This is a genomic window from Rhizobium sp. FKY42 (assembly GCF_005222835.1).
GTDB lineage: Bacteria > Pseudomonadota > Alphaproteobacteria > Rhizobiales > Rhizobiaceae > Neorhizobium.
In genome coordinates this window covers 1-18,389 of record NZ_STGA01000033.1, presented here as the reverse complement: position 1 = coordinate 18,389, position 18,389 = coordinate 1, and the positions used below count along the sequence as shown (strand labels likewise).

Below are 18,389 nucleotides of genomic sequence, written 5' to 3'. Positions count from 1 at the left end.
TCCGCCACGCGCCTGCCTTTAACGGCCGCCTTGCGCGCTCGCGGATAACCGGTCATGTCGCAAAAATTCTGACTTCTCATCGGAAGCATCACGAACTGAATACGCTCCCAAACTCGTGCCGCAAAAATCGAATGCAAAAGTCCGCCTCTTGAGGGGACTTTTGCGACCGCGTTTTCCGCAGTGTCGCCTTTGGGTACACCCATGAGTGACGCACAAATGTGACGTAAATCGAATGTAACAAAAAGGTGGTTTTTCGTCAAAAGTGACGTTACACAATCGAAGCCACCCTAATGTTACAAGTTTGCTATGGCCCGCATCGGATACGCCCGCGTCAGCACTACAGATCAGGACCTCGATATTCAAAACGAGCGCCTGAAGGCCGCCGGTTGCGAAATCATCCGCTCTGAAACCGGATCAGGCGCTTCGAGGAAAGGCCGTTCGGAACTGGAAACCATCATGCAGTTTCTGCATGCGGGCGACGAGCTGGTGGTGTTACGGCTTGACCGGCTCGGCCGATCTACCCGCGATGTTCTCAATCTCGTTCACGAACTTGACGAGAAAGGTGCATCGCTTCGTGTCCTTGAACCAGAAGTGACAACCGCCGGAAACATGGGACGGATGGTGGTCACCATCCTCGGCATGGTTGCTGACATGGAACTCAAGTTCATCAAAGACAGGCAAAGAGCCGGAATTGACGCGGCAAAAACTGAGGGCGTTTACAAGGGACGAAAGAAGATTGTCGATGACGCCGAAATCCGAAGGCTGATCGCGGCAGGCACAACCAAGGCTCAAGTTGCCCGCGATCTGAATATTTCAAGGATGACCGTTTACCGCGCTTTGGAAGGTCAAGACGCACAGTTAGATTCTAACTGATTGCGCCGTTCACTGTCCGTTCTTTTAATTGGCCAAAATCGCAGCTTCGGGCCGACTGGGCCTAGTAAGATTGAGAAGCTCGGCGGTAAAATCACTGGCGAGTGGAAGCCCGGCGTTGAATGAAAAGCCTGCGCCGGTGATAAGCACGTTCGTCGGAGAAAAAGTCATATTGTGCTCTGATTAGATTGCGTTTCGGTATAGGCTTATTCCGGCGTTTCGCCCCGACCGGCAGTGCAGATAGATTGAATCCAGATGCCTTCATTGGCCGGCCACGTGTCGTCCCGTCCGTTCAATCGTCTCATCGCATGTTCGTCGCCAGCATGGTGAAGCGCGATGACTTTCCAATTATGCCCATTGCAGACAGGACTTCCCGAGTTTCCGTGTTCTGTCGGGGTGCTGTACTGTACCCTGCACACAGACTTGTCCGGAGGCGTGCCCTCGCTCGGCCCCTCGTGGTCAAGTAGGATGTTGTTGTGAAGTGAAATCGAGAGATCGCCGCCGTTTGGGTATCCGATCACGTAGACCCGCTGCTTTCCGTCTCTCAGGGGCAGGTTCTTTGCAAAACCGAGCGGAGAGGCGGGCGGAACGGCTCCTTGGAAGCGAAGTACAGTTGTGTCGAGATGCGTCCGCCGCCAAGAGCGCTCAATCTGTGAAAACCGATAAGGTTTGGCCTTATCAATGGCGTCAAAGACAATTTCCGCTTCGTCGGCGCTGATACCTTCGTCTTCGGCTACATCGCTCACGACATGGGAATTGGTCATGACGCAGAGTTCGTCCCCAAGTGACGGTATGATGTCGCCGCCCCGAACAATGAATCCTGTTCCAACCCGTTTGTTCACCCCCGAAATCCGAACCACACCGACCGATTGCGAGGTTTCCATTCCAAGTTTGAACCAATCGTATGTCTGTGGGCCGTCTGGTCCGAGGATGGCCTCCAGTTGCGAGGTAGGCGGCGATGGGGTGGTAGCGAGCTCCTTGATGACATCTGCGGGTAGCTTTGCGGTAGTGAAATCCTGCGCGACGCGGGCAGCAGTGAGAGTCTTGATGATACCGGAACCCTGTTCGCTCAGTTCTGCAAGTTTCCAAAGGTTCTTAAGCTGGTTCGTGAAAGCGCCAAGCATCTCAACATTCAGCGCTGGCGTCTGGACAATCGTGGCAATTTCCGCTTGCGCGCGGTCGATGTCACGTAACGCAACAAATGCCTCGGCACGCGACGCATGGAACTCCGGCCCTCTCTGTACCTGCGGGGTCTTGTTGAGATCTTCTAGCAGGCCACTTGCTACACGAGCACGGTCGATGTCCTCTGGGAGGGAAAGACGCATTCCGGCTGCAAGTGTGGAAAGCCCGATCAAATTTAGACCCGCGCGGACGCGTCGCTCAGGGTCCATGTCATAGACCGATTTGTATTCGTTAAACGCTCGGGTCATCGCTTCTTGTGCTATTGTCCCACCGACGTCGGAAGCTTTAAGAGCGAGTTCTTTCCAGGCGCGGGCGCGAACCGCCTGTGCCATCTTCCCACTAGGATCGTGTTCCTCGACCAATTCAACGAGGGCTGACGCACCGCCTGCCAACCCATTGTCGAGGACCTTCTGCACCTGCAAGCCCTTATTGACCATCTCGCCGACATCGTGCTTGGCGAGGAAGTCGACAACGCTCGCAAGGGCGCCTCTTTTGTCGAGTTTTGCGATATGATCCGCCGCGGTGAGGAGTGATGCGGCGTCAAAAGTCCGCAGCCTCCTGGCAAGTTCAGTGTCCAGACCGCGCGTCGGTTGATCCGGATCGAGGGGGTCACGAGCCATCATCCCCTCTCAGACGCCAAGGAGGACGGACAGTTTCGAACGCAGCGGAGCGGCCCGAAGGTATTTGACGATAGAGTGGCGCCACGCCCCCGAATTCGACACTTCCACATCATCGATGCGGGCTTTGCCCTCAACTTGAAAGTCGTTTGCGAAGAAGGGGTCAAACCCCGCGACAGGATCAAGCCTGTCGAAGATATTGACCCAAGCGCCGGCAATTTTCTCAGTTGGAAATCCGTTCGGTCGGGTCCATTCCGGTCGGAGCTTGTCCTGGATTTCGTCAAGTCCAAGTGGGCTTCCGATCGTCACAAGTGCGTCGACACCCTTGGTTTTCTTCACGCGTTTTAGGCAGTCGTATGCGACGACCGTTCCCATGCTGTGGCTAACGACGATATGCGGGCCAGGCTTCTTATTCCCCACTTCCAGCGCATCGACAAACCGGCGCCTAATCTCATCCTGAACATGATAGGTGGTGTCTGACCTTGGAGAAAAGCGAACATTAAATAAATAGTGGTGGACGTCGCGCAGGAAGGTCTCAAGAAATGCCTTCTTGATTGGCCAGGGGAGGGGCACTCGCTCATAGGGTAAACCTTCGAGGTTGCGATTGGGCGGAATGCTTTCTACCGCCTCCGCTGCTGCTAGCGTGCCGCCTATTTTCAGCGCCAGTCCGCTTAGGAATGAGGCTTCCTCACTTGTGGAACTTAAGGGCGTTCTGGTCTGGCCATCGGCATCCACCTCTTTGGGTGTCATCCCACCAAGGCTTTCATATGCAGCGACATTGGTATCCGGTTCTGGGTACAGTACATCCGCCCAATAGACCATAGAGGAGGTAATACCCTCAGCGCCAAGGTCGATTCCGTCACTACCGGATGCAAGATTGCGCATCCAAATTTGGTGCAGGCTATCGGCAGACGGCTTGTTGCCAATCCCGTGAATGAACGTAACGTGTGCCAAAGCCCCCTCCGCTTGCAACACTACTTCTACGTTAAATTGGTGGCACCGCTCGCTTTGAAAAGCAATAGCCCCATTGCCGCTTTTCTTACTGTGTTTATTCTAGCAAATGCCCCCGCAATCATTCGTGTGCCTAGTGAGCTGTGCATCAAAGATCGCCCGCGTTTCAGCATCAACTAATGTTGGACCACCTAGCCATCGCTGCCCGCCGTGCCATATATCGAAATCGTTTAGAATAGCCCGCCCCTCTGACTGCTACCGGGCCGACCACAGAGTACCCGTGGTCGTGGCTGCCATCTGAATCTCAATTGGTGGAGTTGCCGTCACGCTATCTCATGCACACTTCGGTTCGCCTCACCTACCCTCTATGGAATTCGATTTCCGCAACAAGCTTTTCCCGCCGCATCGTAAAATTCTCGGTCTATCGACGCGATAACGTCAGCAGCCGCTGATAGCGGACGTCGTTTTCCAATTGAGGATTTCTTTCAGAGATGTGGCGGAGCGCTCGATCCAACCCATTTGGAACAACTGCCCCTTCCTCTGATCCGACTGTCTTATCTAGGATCGCGAGGAATGCCGCCGCATCTCGGGGCGTATCGACGCAGCCTATTTTGTCTCCGTTTTCTGAGCGATCTAGTACACCATACTCCCAAAGCGACCAGCACTGGAAAGGCGCCAGGAAGGGTAGGATAAGGTCAGCGGCATCTGCGAATTTTGGGCCGGCGGCTGCCGGAAAATCGGCGAGTGCGTCAGACAGCGTGGGAGACGACAATGTCAACTCCTTCGGCCATACGTTTTCGAAAAGCTCCTTGATCAACGCGAAACGGTCGGCTGGCGGCTGTGGCGCGCCCCCCGGGTCCTTCAAATATTTCTTCATAGCCCGCAAAGCCCTAGCCCGGACAGTGTCTCCTCCGATCCGCAGCATCTGCTGGATAAGGGCGGATGGAATCACCGCCGGTTGCCCGTCGCGCATATCAATGATTGTGGCAAGGATCGCCCGTTGCGCCAACGCGCCTCGAATATCACCGGGAAGCTCACTTCCTGCAGCTACTTCGATCATTCGCGGACCAACCTCTTTCAAAACTTCGCGGGCCGGCAAATGCTCAGTCTCCGCAAAAGCTTGCCACAACTCGAGACTTGATGCCTTCGCATCCACGAGCGCGGCCAGCAGGTGTTTCTTGACCCAGTCCCGATCCGCTGACCAGAAATAGTCAAAAAACATCATAAGCTGGTAGCAAGCCTGAAGTGCGGCTTCCCCGGTCGCCTCCGCCAAACCGACCAGCACATCCGACCAAGGTTCTCGCGCCAAGGCTCCGGGCTTAAAATTGGGTATGGCTCGAATGAAGCCATCTACGAGATTGCCGACCGGAGTCGAAAACGACCGGTCGCGTAGCGGGGTATCGGTCTTCGGCGACCTGTTGGTCTGCACGACGGCCAGCGGCCAGAGCGTAAGCCATGCTCGGATATAGTTGTCTTCCCCGTTGAGCAGACGATCCCACGTGCTGATCCAGGACGTGAGACCGGAAAGAGCCGCATCAAGGATTTTCGTGTCTGTGCTGGTGATCAGCGTGCACATTCTGAAAGCGCTCGGAACAAGTGTCATGTCTTCAGGAGTCGCCGTTGCGCGGGTTGCATTGATGTCCGCCGGCCGGAAACTATAACCTAGCGCCTGCCAGACCTTCGCTCTCGCTGGCGTATAGGCAGCATCGGAAAGCAGGTCGAGCATCAAACTGGGGTTGCGGCCGATAAATTCCGACGCGGCCCGGCCCTTGCTGTCCCAACCTTCGTCGCTGAGGTGTCGTGCTAATTCTTCGATCAGTCTCGAGGAGGGAATATGGTCGAAGGTTGGATCACTCACCGTGTATTCTACGACCGCTCTGACCCCTACACTGAAGCCTTGTGTCACTGCTGTAACAGGGACTTGAGGCGTTTGGGCGGAACGGGCGTTTTCTAACCAGTTATTTGCGGTCTCCGAGAGCTTCCCTCCGGCAATCTTTATTCTTTGCATTTCTATCGTGCTTCGGCGGATAACGGCCTGCAAGGCTTGTTCCTTGCCCAGTCGTTTCATCAAGCGGGCAGGAGGCTCCCCTTTGATCAATCGCCGCTCCAACCGCTTTCGAACCCTATCGGAAAGAGAAGACCATCGGAGCGCGCGCAGCTCTGCGAACTCCGGAAACGCATCCGTCCACCAAAACTCACGGTCATCCAAGTTCACAAGAAAATCGGCAACCTCGGACGCGTCGACCAAGGAGGCTCCTCGGGCGGCCGCCGCCCACAGGCGCTTGTAGAGCTTCCAACGATCGACATCCCACGAGGAAATTGAACGAAGAGCCGCCTTTTTATCTATTTTCGCCAGCTGCTCAACCGTCGCAAACAAAAGCTTCGTGGTGGGAGCGAAACCTTTCTTGTAGCGATCCGGCTCGCCGCCGCCTTCCGGATATTGGTCGGGCGGCACGAAGTAGACACGATGAACGAGCCACGTCGTCGCATCCGCATCTCCTGCAATCATCCCAATGCTGGAGGCCTGGTTCAACCCACTGAGCAAGCTCGCGTTGAGAGCTAGAGCAAGCTCAAACAGGAAATCGCGGTCGTCGTTATTTTTTAGGTCGAGTTCATCGGGCGTGAGGGGCTCTCCACCTTCCATAGAAACCCAAAAGATATCGCCAATCGTCTTCGGATTTTTCGCACGCTTGTGCCCAAAGGCTTCGTATTTTCGCGCGCTCTCCAACCTGATCCACGGCCTCACCGCCGAAACGATCAGACTGATGGTCTCGCTCTGGCTAGCCCTAGACTTCAAGTCGCGCTTCAGTAGTAACCGATCGTAGGATGTTTCGGCGAACGGCGCATCCCAGAACTCGAACAAGTATCGCCAGGCTTGGGCGTACGGCTCGGCAAGATCCTTGATGCGAAAGTCGAGCACCTCCCGCAAGGCTGCTCGTTCGGCGACTTGATCGGAGCGGAGCAGGCGAGCCCATTCCAGGAATTCGCGATCGGTCAAACGCTCTAGCGCGAAGGCGCGGGTGTTGTGCGCAATTCGTGCGTCGGTGTCGGATAGTTTGACGTTTCTCATCATCTGCCCCGCGCCGTTTCCCGAACAAGGTGATTAAGGAAGGCGAGCCACTTCGGTGACGCGTCTTTGGAGGCAAGAAGCCTGCTGAGCTCCGCTTGCTCTGTCGGGTTCGACCGTCCGACATAGTAGCGGATGAATGACTGTCCGGCATGCCCCTCAGGTGTGTCTGGATCGAGCTTTGCGATCGACACGAGGTGCTTCTCGACCCGAGAGGTATTGCGTTTGTCAGGGATAATCTCTGCCCAGCGCGACAACACCTTGCTTAGCGCTTTATGATTGTCCGCCTTGTCGTAGGTAATAGGAGTGATACCGCGCGATTGCCACTCGACTGGGGTTCTAGCATCGCTTGGATCACATCCGACGAAGGCATAGCGCGGTTTAAGATCGACGAAATGCCGCTCATCCGCGGCAATTGCGTTGAGAAGATAACGGACTGGCGAGTCGTTGGCGCTATAGCCGACCAGCACGAGATGGAAAATGCGGGCCGCGTCATAAAGGAATGACGTGATGATGTGCCGTCTGAGATATGCATCTCCAAAGTCCTGGTCGGTGAGGATCAAGGCGGAGCCCCGCTGAGATTTGAGCGGCAGCATTCCATGAATGTGCAGGATGCCGGCGAACTCGGTGCTACGGCTGGGATTAGGAATTTCACCGAGGGCGAAAGCCTCGCTGGAATATTTTTCCTTCTTTGCCGCAATGCTGAGGAGGCGGTCGAAATTCGTCGTGACCAGCAACGTCTGGCCAAAACGCTGGCCAAGGCGCACAAGAGCCGAGTGCAGGGGATTGGGTTCGACTGTCCGCTCAAGGACCCTCCGAGCTGCGCGCCGCAATGTGCTCATCTTGCTCGGGTCGCCGTCGATCCGGCGCTCCAGCATTCCTAGGACAACATCATAATCATGTTGGGCAAAAAACTTGAGCTCGGTCCGTTGCTGGTGGGTCAGCATTCCGGCTATCTTGTCCCATTCCAAGGGCTTCGGCTTTCGAAGTTCGCTTAGCGGCCCCTTCATCGCCGCATCTACCTCAGCATAAATGTCGGCAACAAGTCCTCCAAAGTCAGGCAACGAGGATGGGGCCGGGTATGATGCGCCAGCTCCGACAATAAACAATACCTCACCGCGATCTCTCGCGACGAGTAATTCTTCAGGTAGGGGTGGCAAATTACTGCCGAGGATGATCGAAGAATTCATGTACAAGTGTGCCCAAATGCATTTGAAGACTTGGTGGCACAACCATACTGAAACTTCAAATGGCAATCGAGAACCCACGGCCGGAAATGCAAAGGCACCAACCCGCACGGAGGGTCTGTGTTCCTACAAGGAAATCAGGCGTCATGCGATCTATATCTGGAGATGAAGCAAGGGTACTGATCGAGAGCCAGTTGGCTGCGCACGGCCACGGTGTGCGCGCAGTATCGGCGAGATGACGCGGTGGCGGCATGGCATGAGACGATCCGGGCCGTCGAGGAATTCATCAACCTGCCGAGATTCGGGATCGCCGACGAACGGCTCAGAGCTTGGTTGTGCGCGATCCGATTGGACGACGCGTTTGTTTCAAATCCGGGCCCGACATGGCTGGCCGTGCGTCAGGCGCTCGCGCCTTACCTCGAACCGTCAGTTGTTGCCCGGTTCACGCGGATCATGCTGTACGCCGGGGCAATGGGTGTGGCCTTTGCCACGCATGGCCAGGACGCTCGTAGCGCCAGCATCACGCTCGACACGGTCGGCGGGGCCGTCGATTATTTTCAATCGCGGCGCCGGCACTTCGTCTCGCTGCTGTACACCATGACCTATGCGTGTTCCGGCGCGTTGGTTCTTCAGCCCTATGACGCGCTGACCGTCCTTCTGCCTCAGGTAGAGCATAGCTGCATCGCCATCACCGGCTTTCACCATAAACTTGCGCTGCTCGAAGCGCTGCCGGATTTCAGCCTGGAGGTCGACGGCATTGGCGCGATGGCCAGCCACGACTTTGAGACCTTGGACGACTATTTTCTTGAGCCGGAACGCGCGTCGATCCACGTCATGGCCGAGCTGCGCGGCGATCAGTTAACAATGCAGGCCATGGAACCGGTGGATGGCCGCAAGATTTTCTCGGCCGCCGAACTGCGCAACGGCGTCAAGCTGATCGGCGCGACCTATGAGGCGTTCGGTCTCAAGGATTCCGCCTTTTCCGCCATGGGCGTGCTGGTGGTCGCCTTCGCCCGCTATTCCCGAGACGATTACTATATCGAGATCGAGAAAGGTAAGTTTCGCTCGATGCTGCGCGCGCAGAACGACTTGGATCCCGCCGAACTCGAGACGCTGCTGCTGAACATACCCTCGGACTACGCAACCAACACCAACGCCTATCAACCGTTTCTGGACCTAGGCGATCGGGTTGTCTCGAACGTCAATCTGCTATCGCGTTTCCTATATGCGTTTAAGAATGTCCACCTCGGCAGCCGCCGACGTTTTCAGATTCACGCGGGCTTTATTTTTGAGGACATGGTCAAACGTGACTTGGAGCACATGGGCTTCACCGTCACGAATATCAAGCGCATCAATCGAAAGGAATTCGACGTCGTCGCTACGCACGACGGTGTCATTTTCAACATCCAATGCAAGAACAACTGGATCGATCTATCGAAGATCGAAGCTGAACGGAAACTGTTCGTCCGGTATAATTGGTCTCTGATGAATTACTATTCGCGAGCGCTGAAAAAGGAGCGCAGCCGCGAGCATCTTCTCAAGCAGGAACTGGGTATGGACAAGGTAGTGCATTATGTCGTCAGCCGCTTTCCGGTCATCGGCGCCGAAGCGGCGGTGATCAACTACAATCAGATCGAACGGCTTCGTCCCGCCGGTCGGGTGGGCACGTGACGACTAGCCCAGCAGACATTGGCGAGCTGCTCGCGCGGTTCACGGGTCCGGACCTGACACAGACGCTCGCGCGGATCGAGAGAGGGGTTCGCGGCGTAACGGCGGAGGGCTGTGCGAGCTTTCTCGAAAGCGCGGGGGCGGGTCGAGAGGCGCTGGCTGCGGCGGCGGAGATGAAGCGCCTGGCGAGCCAAATCAACGTCACGATCCATGCGCTCGGCATCCTGTTGTGCCTTCCACACATCCTCGAACGGGATGAGCGGGTGGAATATGTGTCCCTCGGCGCTGGCAACACCGGAAGGGATTTTGATCTGGAGACTAGTCTGCGGGTTGCCGAATTCAAGTTCATTCGATGGCGGGGCGGCGCGGAATCGATCCGCCAGAATTCGGTGTTCAAGGATTATCTGCTGCTCGCGGAGCATCCTACGGCGAAACGGAAGCACCTCTACCTCCTTGGAACGGAGCCTGCGCTGAAGTTTTTGCGAGGTGGCCGGGCGCTATCGAGCGTGCTGGGCCGGAATGACAAGCTGCAGAAGATGTTTTCTGGGCGCTTCGGCGAGACGTTTCGGACCGTCGGAGACTATTACGCGGCCCACTCCGACGCGGTGCGGATTGATGACGTTTCGCCATGGCTGTCCGAACTGGCCGAGGAACTGATCGCGGAGGCGGATGCTGAGGCAAACCGATAGGGGCCTGGTCGGGTGACCTTGGGACGGAGTGCGCCGTGTCCCGCCGGTGGCCATACCGCAGTGAGAAGGGCTTCTTCGGTATTTTCTGCGGCCCTCCGAAGTCTATGTGATCGGCGATGTAGGCGCCGAACGCGTTTGGATCGTCAGCCGATGACATGGTGCTGCGTAAGCAGTCTTCCTCAAGAGTGTGTCGCAACCGCTGACGGCTTCGACAATAGCGCGTGGCGAAGTTCGATCTGTAATCCGGTTTGGCGGGCGTGCCTGGTTCGGAAGCGCTCAATCGTTTCGATCGCGGCAAGCGGTGTGGGTCCCTCAGCAAGCGCGAGAGGGACATGGCTGCCGATCGCGTCGGCAATCCGTGAATTGGCAAAGGGCACGTCGCCATCGAGCACGTAACCGAGCATACACCCCACAGGCAGCTGCTCGGCATATTGCTCGGTGAGAAAACGCATCATGCCCTGGGTGACGTACACGGTAGCCAGGGAACTGCGGCTTCCGCAATTGATCACGTTAAGCCGCTTGCACTCATAAGCCAGGTATCGCTCCCGATCCCAGTCGAAGAGTACGGCGATGTCGATGATGCCCTTGCTGTATTTTGAGCCATCAGCCGCTAGGCCGAACGGCTCGAATTGATACTCCACCCAATGGCATAACCGACGCACCACGACGTCCTTGGCGAGGCGATCGACGAGGTTGATAGTGATGTCGTCTTCGCCGGGGTGTTCTGAGAGAACTGCCATGCAGGCCGGCCACGCCGCCGCGATTCTCTCCAGGAAGCGGTCGTCAAACGAAACGAAGTGGTCGACCCATTCCTGCACGTCGCCGACCAGCATCAGTTCGCGCCCCGCTGACGTGGCAGGGCAGCGGCTTGCTGGAGATCGAGCGCTATCCCATCGGCATCGGCGAGCGCGGTGGAGCGTAGCCAGAAACGCATCTGCATAGGCTTGATGAGGTAGAGGCAGTCCCCGACAAATACGCGCAGATCCGGCATGAGCTGGAAGTTTCCGTCGAGAGGTCTGTGGATGTGGCCTGCAAGCTGCTCGAGAACGTCGCTGAGGTCCCCGGCCGCGTCTTCGGTATAGTCATCATGACCGCCCAAGTGGAGGCGCAGGATCGCCAAGTCAGCGCCGCGCGCGAGAAGGCGCGCATCGATCTTCTTGCCTTTGAACCAGTCCGCAAGGCTCGCCGACAATGTGCGCGCGTATTGAGCGCGTTGCGGTTCGTCAGGCGGACCCCAGAGTTTCGGGAAGTGGCCTTCATGGGGCTGAAGCGCAGGAAGGATCGCCTCGACGGTATCGTCTATCAGCGCGATCTCATCGGGCGACAGGCAAAAATATTGGTAGGCGAGCTGGTCGATCGTCCGAAGGATTTCGCTGTCATCGACCTGCATCGTCAACGGCTCGTTGAAGCGGTCGCGTGCGTCGTCCACAATCGCGATCAGCTCGAGGGCCGCTTGGGCCGCTGCGGCTCGATCGGGCACATCGTCTGGCGAGGGGAACGGCAAGCGCAGCAGGTCAGCCTGCTGGACTTCCGGTCGATCCGACCCGAACGAAGCGGTGCCGTGAAAAGCGTACCATACCGCGATGCGGCTATTGAGTATCGCGGTCAGGAGCTTGGCGCGGTCACTCTCGCCCTCCGGCACCACAATCGCCTGGAAAATATGCTGGAAGGTCAGGGGCTGATCGCAATAGGCGGCGCGAAGACGGTTCTGCGACGTCTCGACCCCCCGCGGGATAAGGATCCGCGGGCCATCGAACCCGGCCTCGAACCCGCGACGACGAACGGTTGACGATGCGGCTGGCACTAAGCCTCCCACCGTCTGTGCTAGGCGTGAGTAGGCCGCAATCGGTAGGTCCGGCAGTCGGCCGACATACGCGCTTTCGAGTGGAGGCGCATCGCTATCGCTGTCTTCATTGAAGGGCTGATAACCTTGCCCGATCACCCAACGATTGATCGGCTCTTCCCGGCGACGGCTTAGGCCGCCAAAATGATTGACGAAGGCCTCTAGCTTGGGAAGTCGCGCGAGGTAGCCGTAAAGTTTAGCGTCCGGTTCGCGCATCCAAAGGCGCTGCTTGAAGATGAGCGGGTTATCGAGAACCGCGCCTACCCCGAGCGATGCCTTGTCGGCGCTGCTCAACGTGATGACACGTTTGATGCGAAGGTTGAGGTCAGCCTTCGGCGCCCAGTAGTCGAAGCGATACGGGAAATTATCCGCATTCGCGCTGCCGTAGATGATCAGAGCCGTGGGACGATGGGCCTTCTCGAAAAGCTGAAACCGAAGGTCGGCGAAGTTGATGACCCGGCGAATTTGGGATTTTCGGAAGAACGCATCACGCGCTTCGACCGTCTTTTGGGCGTGGTTATGCAAAAATCCCATCGCCGGCAGCAGGAACGCGATCAGTCCGCCGTCGGCGAGATGCGAGAGGGCTTTCCAACTGAACGCCCAGGCATCCTCGCCGCCCGGCATCGGATGGCCTTCCTTCTTGCTCCACTGCACAGACGAACGGGCCGGACCGCGGCGGCTGGTCCATGGCGGATTGCCGATGATGACCTCGTATCGCGCGCCCTCAGGTGACACTTCGAAAAAGTCGCGGCAGACGAGGTTCTTGCCCCAAAGTTCCGGGAGGAGTTTCCCCCGAGTGATGAGCTTGCGGATGTCACGTGGCGACACCTCTTCGAGCAAGGCGACGTAGAGCGAAAACACGGCGACCCGAACGGCGCCACCATTCAAATCCCAGCCGTGGATTTGGCTCAGCAAGGACAGCAGCGTTTTCCAAGAAATCGTCTGTGTCTTGTGCTTGGCACGCCAGTGTTCGCAGAGCCGCTGGAACGAGCGGACGAGGAAAACGCCTGAACCGCAGGCAGGGTCGAGGAATTTTCCTGTCGTCTTTGTCGCATCCGGCAACATCTCCCACGCTTGGGAAACGACCGTGTCGGCGAGGAACATGGGCGTATAGTAGGCGCCGTTGGCGCGGCGTTCGGCCTCGCGTTCGCCGAGGAACCTATCGTATACGGCGCTGACGAGTTCGATAGGGATATAACGAAAGTCATAGCCCCAGAAACGCTGCTGGCCGGAACGCGCCATTTCTTCACGGCCTGACCGGAAACGCGCCAGGATCGTCAGATGGGCAGGCGTGACTTCTGGCGCGTCGCCCTTGGCCTCGAAGGAGCACGGCGCGACGAACAGATCGCCGTTGAAATCCGCATGAAGGGTCCGGAAGAAAGAGCGGAATAGATTTACGTCGCCGGTCTCGAGCAGTGCCGAAAAACTCTCGGCTCTATTCCCAGAGACGGCGGCAAAGTAGGCCGGCGTTACGATCTCTCGGTCCTCAAGGTAGGCAATAAACATCGCCTGTATGAGCAGGGCTTGGGCCGCATCGGAAGCGAGCGCGGCCTTTTGCAGGAGATCATGGGACACGTTGAGATTGTCGAGAAGAACCTGATCAATGCGTTCTTTCGGGGGGAAAAACTCGCCGTAGTCCTTCCACAGACGTCCGGATTCCGCGCCGTAGATAAGGTTCTGGAACCGCAGCGCTTCAGCCGTCAGGCTGAGGCTATCGATGAGGCAGCGGGCCTCAAAGGCTTCGCCAGGATCGCTCAACGGAGTGCGAGCGAGCGAAAACGCTCTGAGTGTATCTTCGGCGATAACCAACAACAGGCTGGCCAGGCCCTGATTCCAGAGTGCGCCATGAAGATCGATAACAGCGGCGCGGTCGTAGTGATCGGCTCCCAAAATCGCGACGGTTGGGACGCCTTGGACGCAGAAGATCGCCGATACACCCATTTCGGTGAGACAAGCTCGGATAGCAGGCGCGTGGGGCACGTCGCTGACGGCCTCGGCTGACTCGTAGAGTTCAGGCGAGCGGCGATGTGTCAGCCCCAAGCGGTCTTTCCACTCCGGCGCCAATGCGGATGCCGTGATAGTGGTCATGCTCGTCTTCCACGTCGTTCGGTTTGCGGGCCGATCGCTGTGGGGGGAAACTGCAGATGGCCTTGAGCGTGATCCGCCTCGGTAGCTGTAAGCGCCGACTGCAAGCGCGACACGATAGGTCCACAGGGAACGCATAGGGTGGAGGCGTTCGGCGACGGACGTGTAGACGTGCCAGCGTCAACGAGACGGATGCTATCGGCTTCGATTAGGGCAACGCAGGTTTCCAGCGAGAGCCAGGATTTTCCGCAACACTCCCTGAACAGTTGATCGAAATGGCCACCAAGCGTCCCAACGCGGACACCGAAATCTCTGACCAGTTCGGCCACGATCGCCATCGCGACCACGTCCCCAGGTGTGAAGCTTGGGGCGTGCCCCTTGTGCGCAGCCAATGCCGGTATGGCATCCCGCCACGTACGAAAGGCGTCCACAGAAATGGAAAGTAGCTCACGAATCTGGCTTTGAGTGTAGCGCATGTCCTCTAGTTAGCCCGGAATGCCGCCCATATCAATACGGGGTAAGCCCCGCATCTGTATTTGTTTTGTTCCATTCGCAAAAAAGCTCCCTTCATCCTAAGCGTGTCTGTCGCATAGGCGTTCACGTTTCTATTGGCACGGAGCTGTCGGCGATCAGCCTCGCTAGATAGCAAAGTGCGCCGGTTCTGCCGACACATCTTCAACGTATTGTTTAATATAAGAAATCGCTGCGAACTTAATGGGCCAGCGGTTCGGATCCCTTCAAGGCGTAGAACCCACGTCTGGTATTGCGACCTATCATTTCGAGCGTTATACTGTTTTTGAAAAACAGTATAACGCCGGTATCGAGCTTATGAAATCCGTCGACCTCATGTACCAGACTATGCTCGCCGAGCTAGGTCAGCGCTCGCTCGACGCCGCCTGGACGGCTGATTTCCCTCCAGAGGGTCGATTTACCCCCGCGAACATCAAGGGACGCAAGTATTGGTATTTCGATATCCCGGATGGACAAGGTGGGACCAAACGTCGCTATGTTGGTCCCGCGGACGATCCGGATATAGCACAACGCGTATCTGAGCATAAGCGGGACAAGGACGACCTACGCGCTCGCAGACGGTTGGTAAATACCCTGACCCGCGAAGGTGGGATGATTTCCCCCGACGCCATGTCGGGCGACATTGTCGAAGCTCTTGCCGATGGGGGGCTCTTTCGACTCCGTGGCGTTCTCATCGGCACGGTGGCCTTTCAATGCTATTCAGGGCTGCTCGGCGTGCGCCTTCCCATGGCTGCCATACTGACCGGCGATGCGGATATCGCTCAGGATTATGCCATCAGTCGGGAGGTTGAAGATAGTCTGCCTCCGATCGTCGAGTTGCTGCAGCACGTTGATGCCAGTTTCCGGCCCGTTCCACATAGATCGGGATCAGGGGCCTCGTCAGCGTTTCAGAATGCCGACGGCTACAGAGTTGAATTCCTGACATCGAACCGTGGCTCGGACGACTACTCCGATCAGCCGGCGAAGATGCCTGCTCTTGGCGGTGCTAGCGCGGATCCACTACGCTTTCTCGACTTTCTCATCAGGGATCCAGTAAGGACAATCCTGCTCCACCGAAGCGGCATCCCAGTCGTTGTCCCTGATCCGGCTCGATATGCCGTCCATAAGCTCATAGTCGCCAGCCGTCGGCACACTGACGGGCAAGGGCCAGCGAAGCGCGAGAAGGACATTCGCCAGGCCGCGCTGCTTTTTGAGGCGCTGCAGCAGACAAGGCGATCCGCCGACTTGGCCCTCGTCTACAACGAAGCATGGGAGCGCGGCCCTGCGTGGCAAGACGCTATCCGAAGTGGGGCAGGGATGCTGCCTGCACCAGATGCGGACCGGTTCAAAACGGTCCTAATCGACGGCGCAAAGAAAAACCGCGAAGAAATCGAACTTCCGTTTGGCGAATAGACTTACTTGGACTGAATGCCAAGGTTCTGATCTTGTTGGAAGTTGCTCAGACAAATCGGGGTCGGCTTGTGACCTTGCCCCGCTGAACTAATCCATTTTGAAGTAAGCTCTGGCCCATTGAGAGGACCAGAAAATGAAGCGCAACCGTTTCACAGACGAACAGATTATCGGGATACTGAAGGAGCACGAGGCAGGCACGCCGGTCTCAGAGCTTTGCCGCAAGCACGGCGTCAGCGATGCCAGCATCTATATCTATGGACTGTTCCCCCTTTGCAAGCTTTACGTTGAAGCGGTTTGACGCTGGTCGATTGCAAACATCTATACGGCGTCATCATTTCCGAAGCGCCCAAATGGGGTATCCGCGCACATACGCCTCAACAAATGGGAGACCTTGTCGGCCATTATAAAAGACAGGTTCCGTATGTGCCGGTCCGACCGTTCATTCCATTTCAACCTTCATCTTGCAATTCGCATGCCTGCTCTTAAGGATTGGCTCGGTATTCACCACCGTGCTGAAGCAAGGCCCAGATCACCCTTGCGTTCTTGTTGGCGACGGCAACCGCTGCGCGATTGTAACCACGCCTTTCCCTAAGCTCGTTGACCCATTCGCTCGCAGGGTCAGATTTTCGTTGCGCCGTTCGCACCACTGACCTTCCGCCGTGGACCAGAAGTGTTCGCAGATGCTGACTGCCTCGCTTGCTGATGCCGAGCAGTACGCGTCGATCGCCGCTGGAATGTTGTCGCGGCACAAGTCCCATCCATGCCGCCAGGTGCCGGCCATTCTTGAAGTCTGCTCCATCACCAACAGCTGCGACAACTGCCGTCGCGGTCTTCGGGCCGATGCCACGTATCTTCGCGATACGCTGGCAAACGTCGCTCTCGCGAAAGACGGCCTCGATCTGCTTGTCGAAGTATCTGATCTTCTCGTTGAGCTGCAAAAGGAAGGCATGGAGGGTGCCGATGATATCGCGTGTCAGCTCGGTGATATCGATCTTTGGGTTGTTGATGATCTCCGGTATCGTGCGCTGTGCGATCGAGGCCGACTTCGCAATTGCCACGCCGCGCTCGAGAAGCAAACCTCGCATCTGCGAGATCAGGGCGACACGATGATTGACCAGTCTCTGCCGAGCACGGTGGAGGCCCTGGATGTCCTGCTGGATGATCGATTTCTTCGGCACGAAACGCATGTGTGGTTGTTGAACGGCAATGCATATTGCCTGGGCATCGTTGCCGTCATTTTTCTGGCCCTTCAAAAACGGCTTCACATACTGCGGCGCGATGATCTTCACAGTATGCCCCTGAGACTCAAAATGCCGCTGCCAGTGAAAGGCACCCGTGCAAGCTTCAATGCCGATCAGGCAAGGTGGCATAGTCTCGGTCACCTGCAGCAGTTGATCGCGCATCACGCGTCGTCTCAGGGCAACCTGACCATCGGCGCCCACGCCATGAAGCTGGAACACATTCTTGGCAATATCAATTCCCAGAACCGCAACGTTTGCCATGACAACCTCCTTCGTTGGTGCGTCAGTTTCACTGCGGGGTGGGGGAACAGTCCATCCCATTAAATGGAAAGCGAAGTTCGGTGGCATGGACGTGTCCGAAGCCAAGAGGCTGAAGACACTGGAGGACGAGAATACGAAGCTGAAGCGGCTCCTCGCCGATGCGATGCTCGACAATGCGGCTTTGAAGGACCTGTTGGGAAAGAAGTGGTGACGCCCGCAGCAAGGCGGAAAGCTGTCGTGCACCTGATGGATCACCACCAGATGAGTGAACGGCGGGCGTGTAAAGCCAGCGGCTTTTGCCGAATGACGGTCCGTTACGAAACCAGGCGCAGCGACGATGATCGTCTTCGCGAGCGAATGAAAGCATTGGCGCATGAGCGCCGTCGCTTCGGCTACAGACGCATCCACGTACTGCTCAAACGCGAAGGGCACCATGTGAACCACAAGAAGCTCTTCCGGCTCTATCGGGAGGAGAAGCTGACGGTGCGAAAGCGAGGCGGCCGGAAACGAGCGATCGGCACACGTACGCCGATGCTGGTCCCGATGACGGCCAATGATCGCTGGTCGCTGGACTTCGTGTCGGATCAACTCACCGATGGCCGCAGGTTCCGGGTGCTGACGATCGTCGATGATTGCACCAGAGAATGCCTGGGCCTCGTCGCCGATACATCGCTCTCGGGCCTTCGGGTTGCTCGTGAGCTGGATCGGATCATCGAGAAGCGTGGCAAGCCTAAGATTGTTGGTTTCCGCGCGAAACTGAGCCGGTTAGGCGCATAATTTCCATTGAGAATTGAGCCATGTGAAC

12 protein-coding genes and 2 pseudogenes are annotated in these 18,389 nt (G+C 57.2%); 6 read left to right on the top strand and 8 right to left on the bottom strand.

Features of this window, described 5'->3' with window-relative positions; genetic code table 11:
- Window positions 1–306: 306 nt before the first annotated feature.
- Entirely contained in the window at window positions 307–873 is a 567-nt protein-coding gene (locus tag E8M78_RS15885) for a recombinase family protein (RefSeq protein WP_137135992.1), read from the top strand.
- Window positions 874–1,076: 203 nt separating this feature from the next.
- Here E8M78_RS15885 and E8M78_RS15880 read toward each other — a convergent pair whose 3' ends face one another.
- The 4 genes from E8M78_RS15880 to E8M78_RS15865 form a co-directional block, all read right to left on the bottom strand.
- Entirely contained in the window at window positions 1,077–2,489 is a 1,413-nt protein-coding gene (locus E8M78_RS15880; protein WP_170973442.1) for a serine protease, read from the bottom strand.
- A gap of 192 nt (window positions 2,490–2,681) precedes the next feature.
- Window positions 2,682–3,623, bottom strand: a complete 942-nt coding sequence (locus E8M78_RS15875) for a hypothetical protein (RefSeq protein WP_137135990.1) — start codon at window positions 3,621–3,623, stop codon at window positions 2,682–2,684.
- Between the two features lie 418 nt (window positions 3,624–4,041).
- Entirely contained in the window at window positions 4,042–6,690 is a 2,649-nt protein-coding gene (locus E8M78_RS15870) for a hypothetical protein (RefSeq protein WP_137135989.1), read from the bottom strand.
- Entirely contained in the window at window positions 6,690–7,877 is a 1,188-nt protein-coding gene (locus E8M78_RS15865) for an SIR2 family protein (RefSeq protein ID WP_137135988.1), read from the bottom strand. The genes E8M78_RS15870 and E8M78_RS15865 overlap by 1 nt, the downstream gene beginning before the upstream one ends.
- A 240-nt stretch (window positions 7,878–8,117) precedes the next feature.
- Between E8M78_RS15865 and E8M78_RS15860 the strand changes: the two genes are divergently transcribed.
- Both E8M78_RS15860 and E8M78_RS15855 read left to right on the top strand, forming a co-directional pair.
- On the top strand, window positions 8,118–9,545 hold the full coding sequence (locus tag E8M78_RS15860; RefSeq protein WP_137135987.1) for a hypothetical protein: 1,428 nt from the start codon (window positions 8,118–8,120) through the stop codon (window positions 9,543–9,545).
- Window positions 9,542–10,231: a hypothetical protein gene (locus E8M78_RS15855; protein WP_137135986.1), complete on the top strand. Its 690-nt coding sequence runs from the start codon at window positions 9,542–9,544 to the stop codon at window positions 10,229–10,231. The genes E8M78_RS15860 and E8M78_RS15855 overlap by 4 nt, the downstream gene beginning before the upstream one ends.
- Before the next feature lie 179 nt (window positions 10,232–10,410).
- Here the strand turns inward: E8M78_RS15855 and E8M78_RS15850 are convergent, their stop codons facing one another.
- Genes E8M78_RS15850 through E8M78_RS15840 form a run of 3 tightly spaced genes read right to left on the bottom strand, consistent with a single transcriptional unit; the run spans window position 10,411 to window position 14,635 of the window.
- Complete coding sequence (locus tag E8M78_RS15850) at window positions 10,411–11,064, bottom strand: hypothetical protein (protein WP_137135985.1); 654 nt, start codon at window positions 11,062–11,064, stop codon at window positions 10,411–10,413.
- Window positions 11,064–14,162 (bottom strand): N-6 DNA methylase, encoded by a 3,099-nt coding sequence (locus tag E8M78_RS15845; protein ID WP_137135984.1) that lies wholly within the window; start codon window positions 14,160–14,162, stop codon window positions 11,064–11,066. Before E8M78_RS15845 ends, E8M78_RS15850 begins: the two co-directional genes overlap by 1 nt.
- Entirely contained in the window at window positions 14,159–14,635 is a 477-nt protein-coding gene (locus E8M78_RS15840) for a hypothetical protein (protein WP_137135983.1), read from the bottom strand. The genes E8M78_RS15845 and E8M78_RS15840 overlap by 4 nt, the downstream gene beginning before the upstream one ends.
- 352 nt (window positions 14,636–14,987) lie before the next feature.
- Here E8M78_RS15840 and E8M78_RS15835 point away from each other — a divergent pair, with 352 nt between their 5' ends.
- On the top strand, window positions 14,988–16,082 hold the full coding sequence (locus tag E8M78_RS15835) for a GSU2403 family nucleotidyltransferase fold protein (protein WP_137135982.1): 1,095 nt from the start codon (window positions 14,988–14,990) through the stop codon (window positions 16,080–16,082).
- Window positions 16,083–16,215: 133 nt separating this feature from the next.
- Window positions 16,216–16,332, top strand: a pseudogene (locus tag E8M78_RS15830) (transposase); the annotation flags it as partial.
- A 232-nt stretch (window positions 16,333–16,564) separates the two neighbouring features.
- Here the strand turns inward: E8M78_RS15830 and E8M78_RS15825 are convergent.
- Complete coding sequence (locus E8M78_RS15825; protein ID WP_137135981.1) at window positions 16,565–17,584, bottom strand: IS110 family transposase; 1,020 nt, start codon at window positions 17,582–17,584, stop codon at window positions 16,565–16,567.
- Between the two features lie 61 nt (window positions 17,585–17,645).
- Between E8M78_RS15825 and E8M78_RS15820 the strand changes: the two are divergent.
- A pseudogene (locus E8M78_RS15820) lies at window positions 17,646–18,325 on the top strand (IS3 family transposase); the annotation flags it as partial.
- Window positions 18,326–18,389 lie beyond the last annotated feature (64 nt).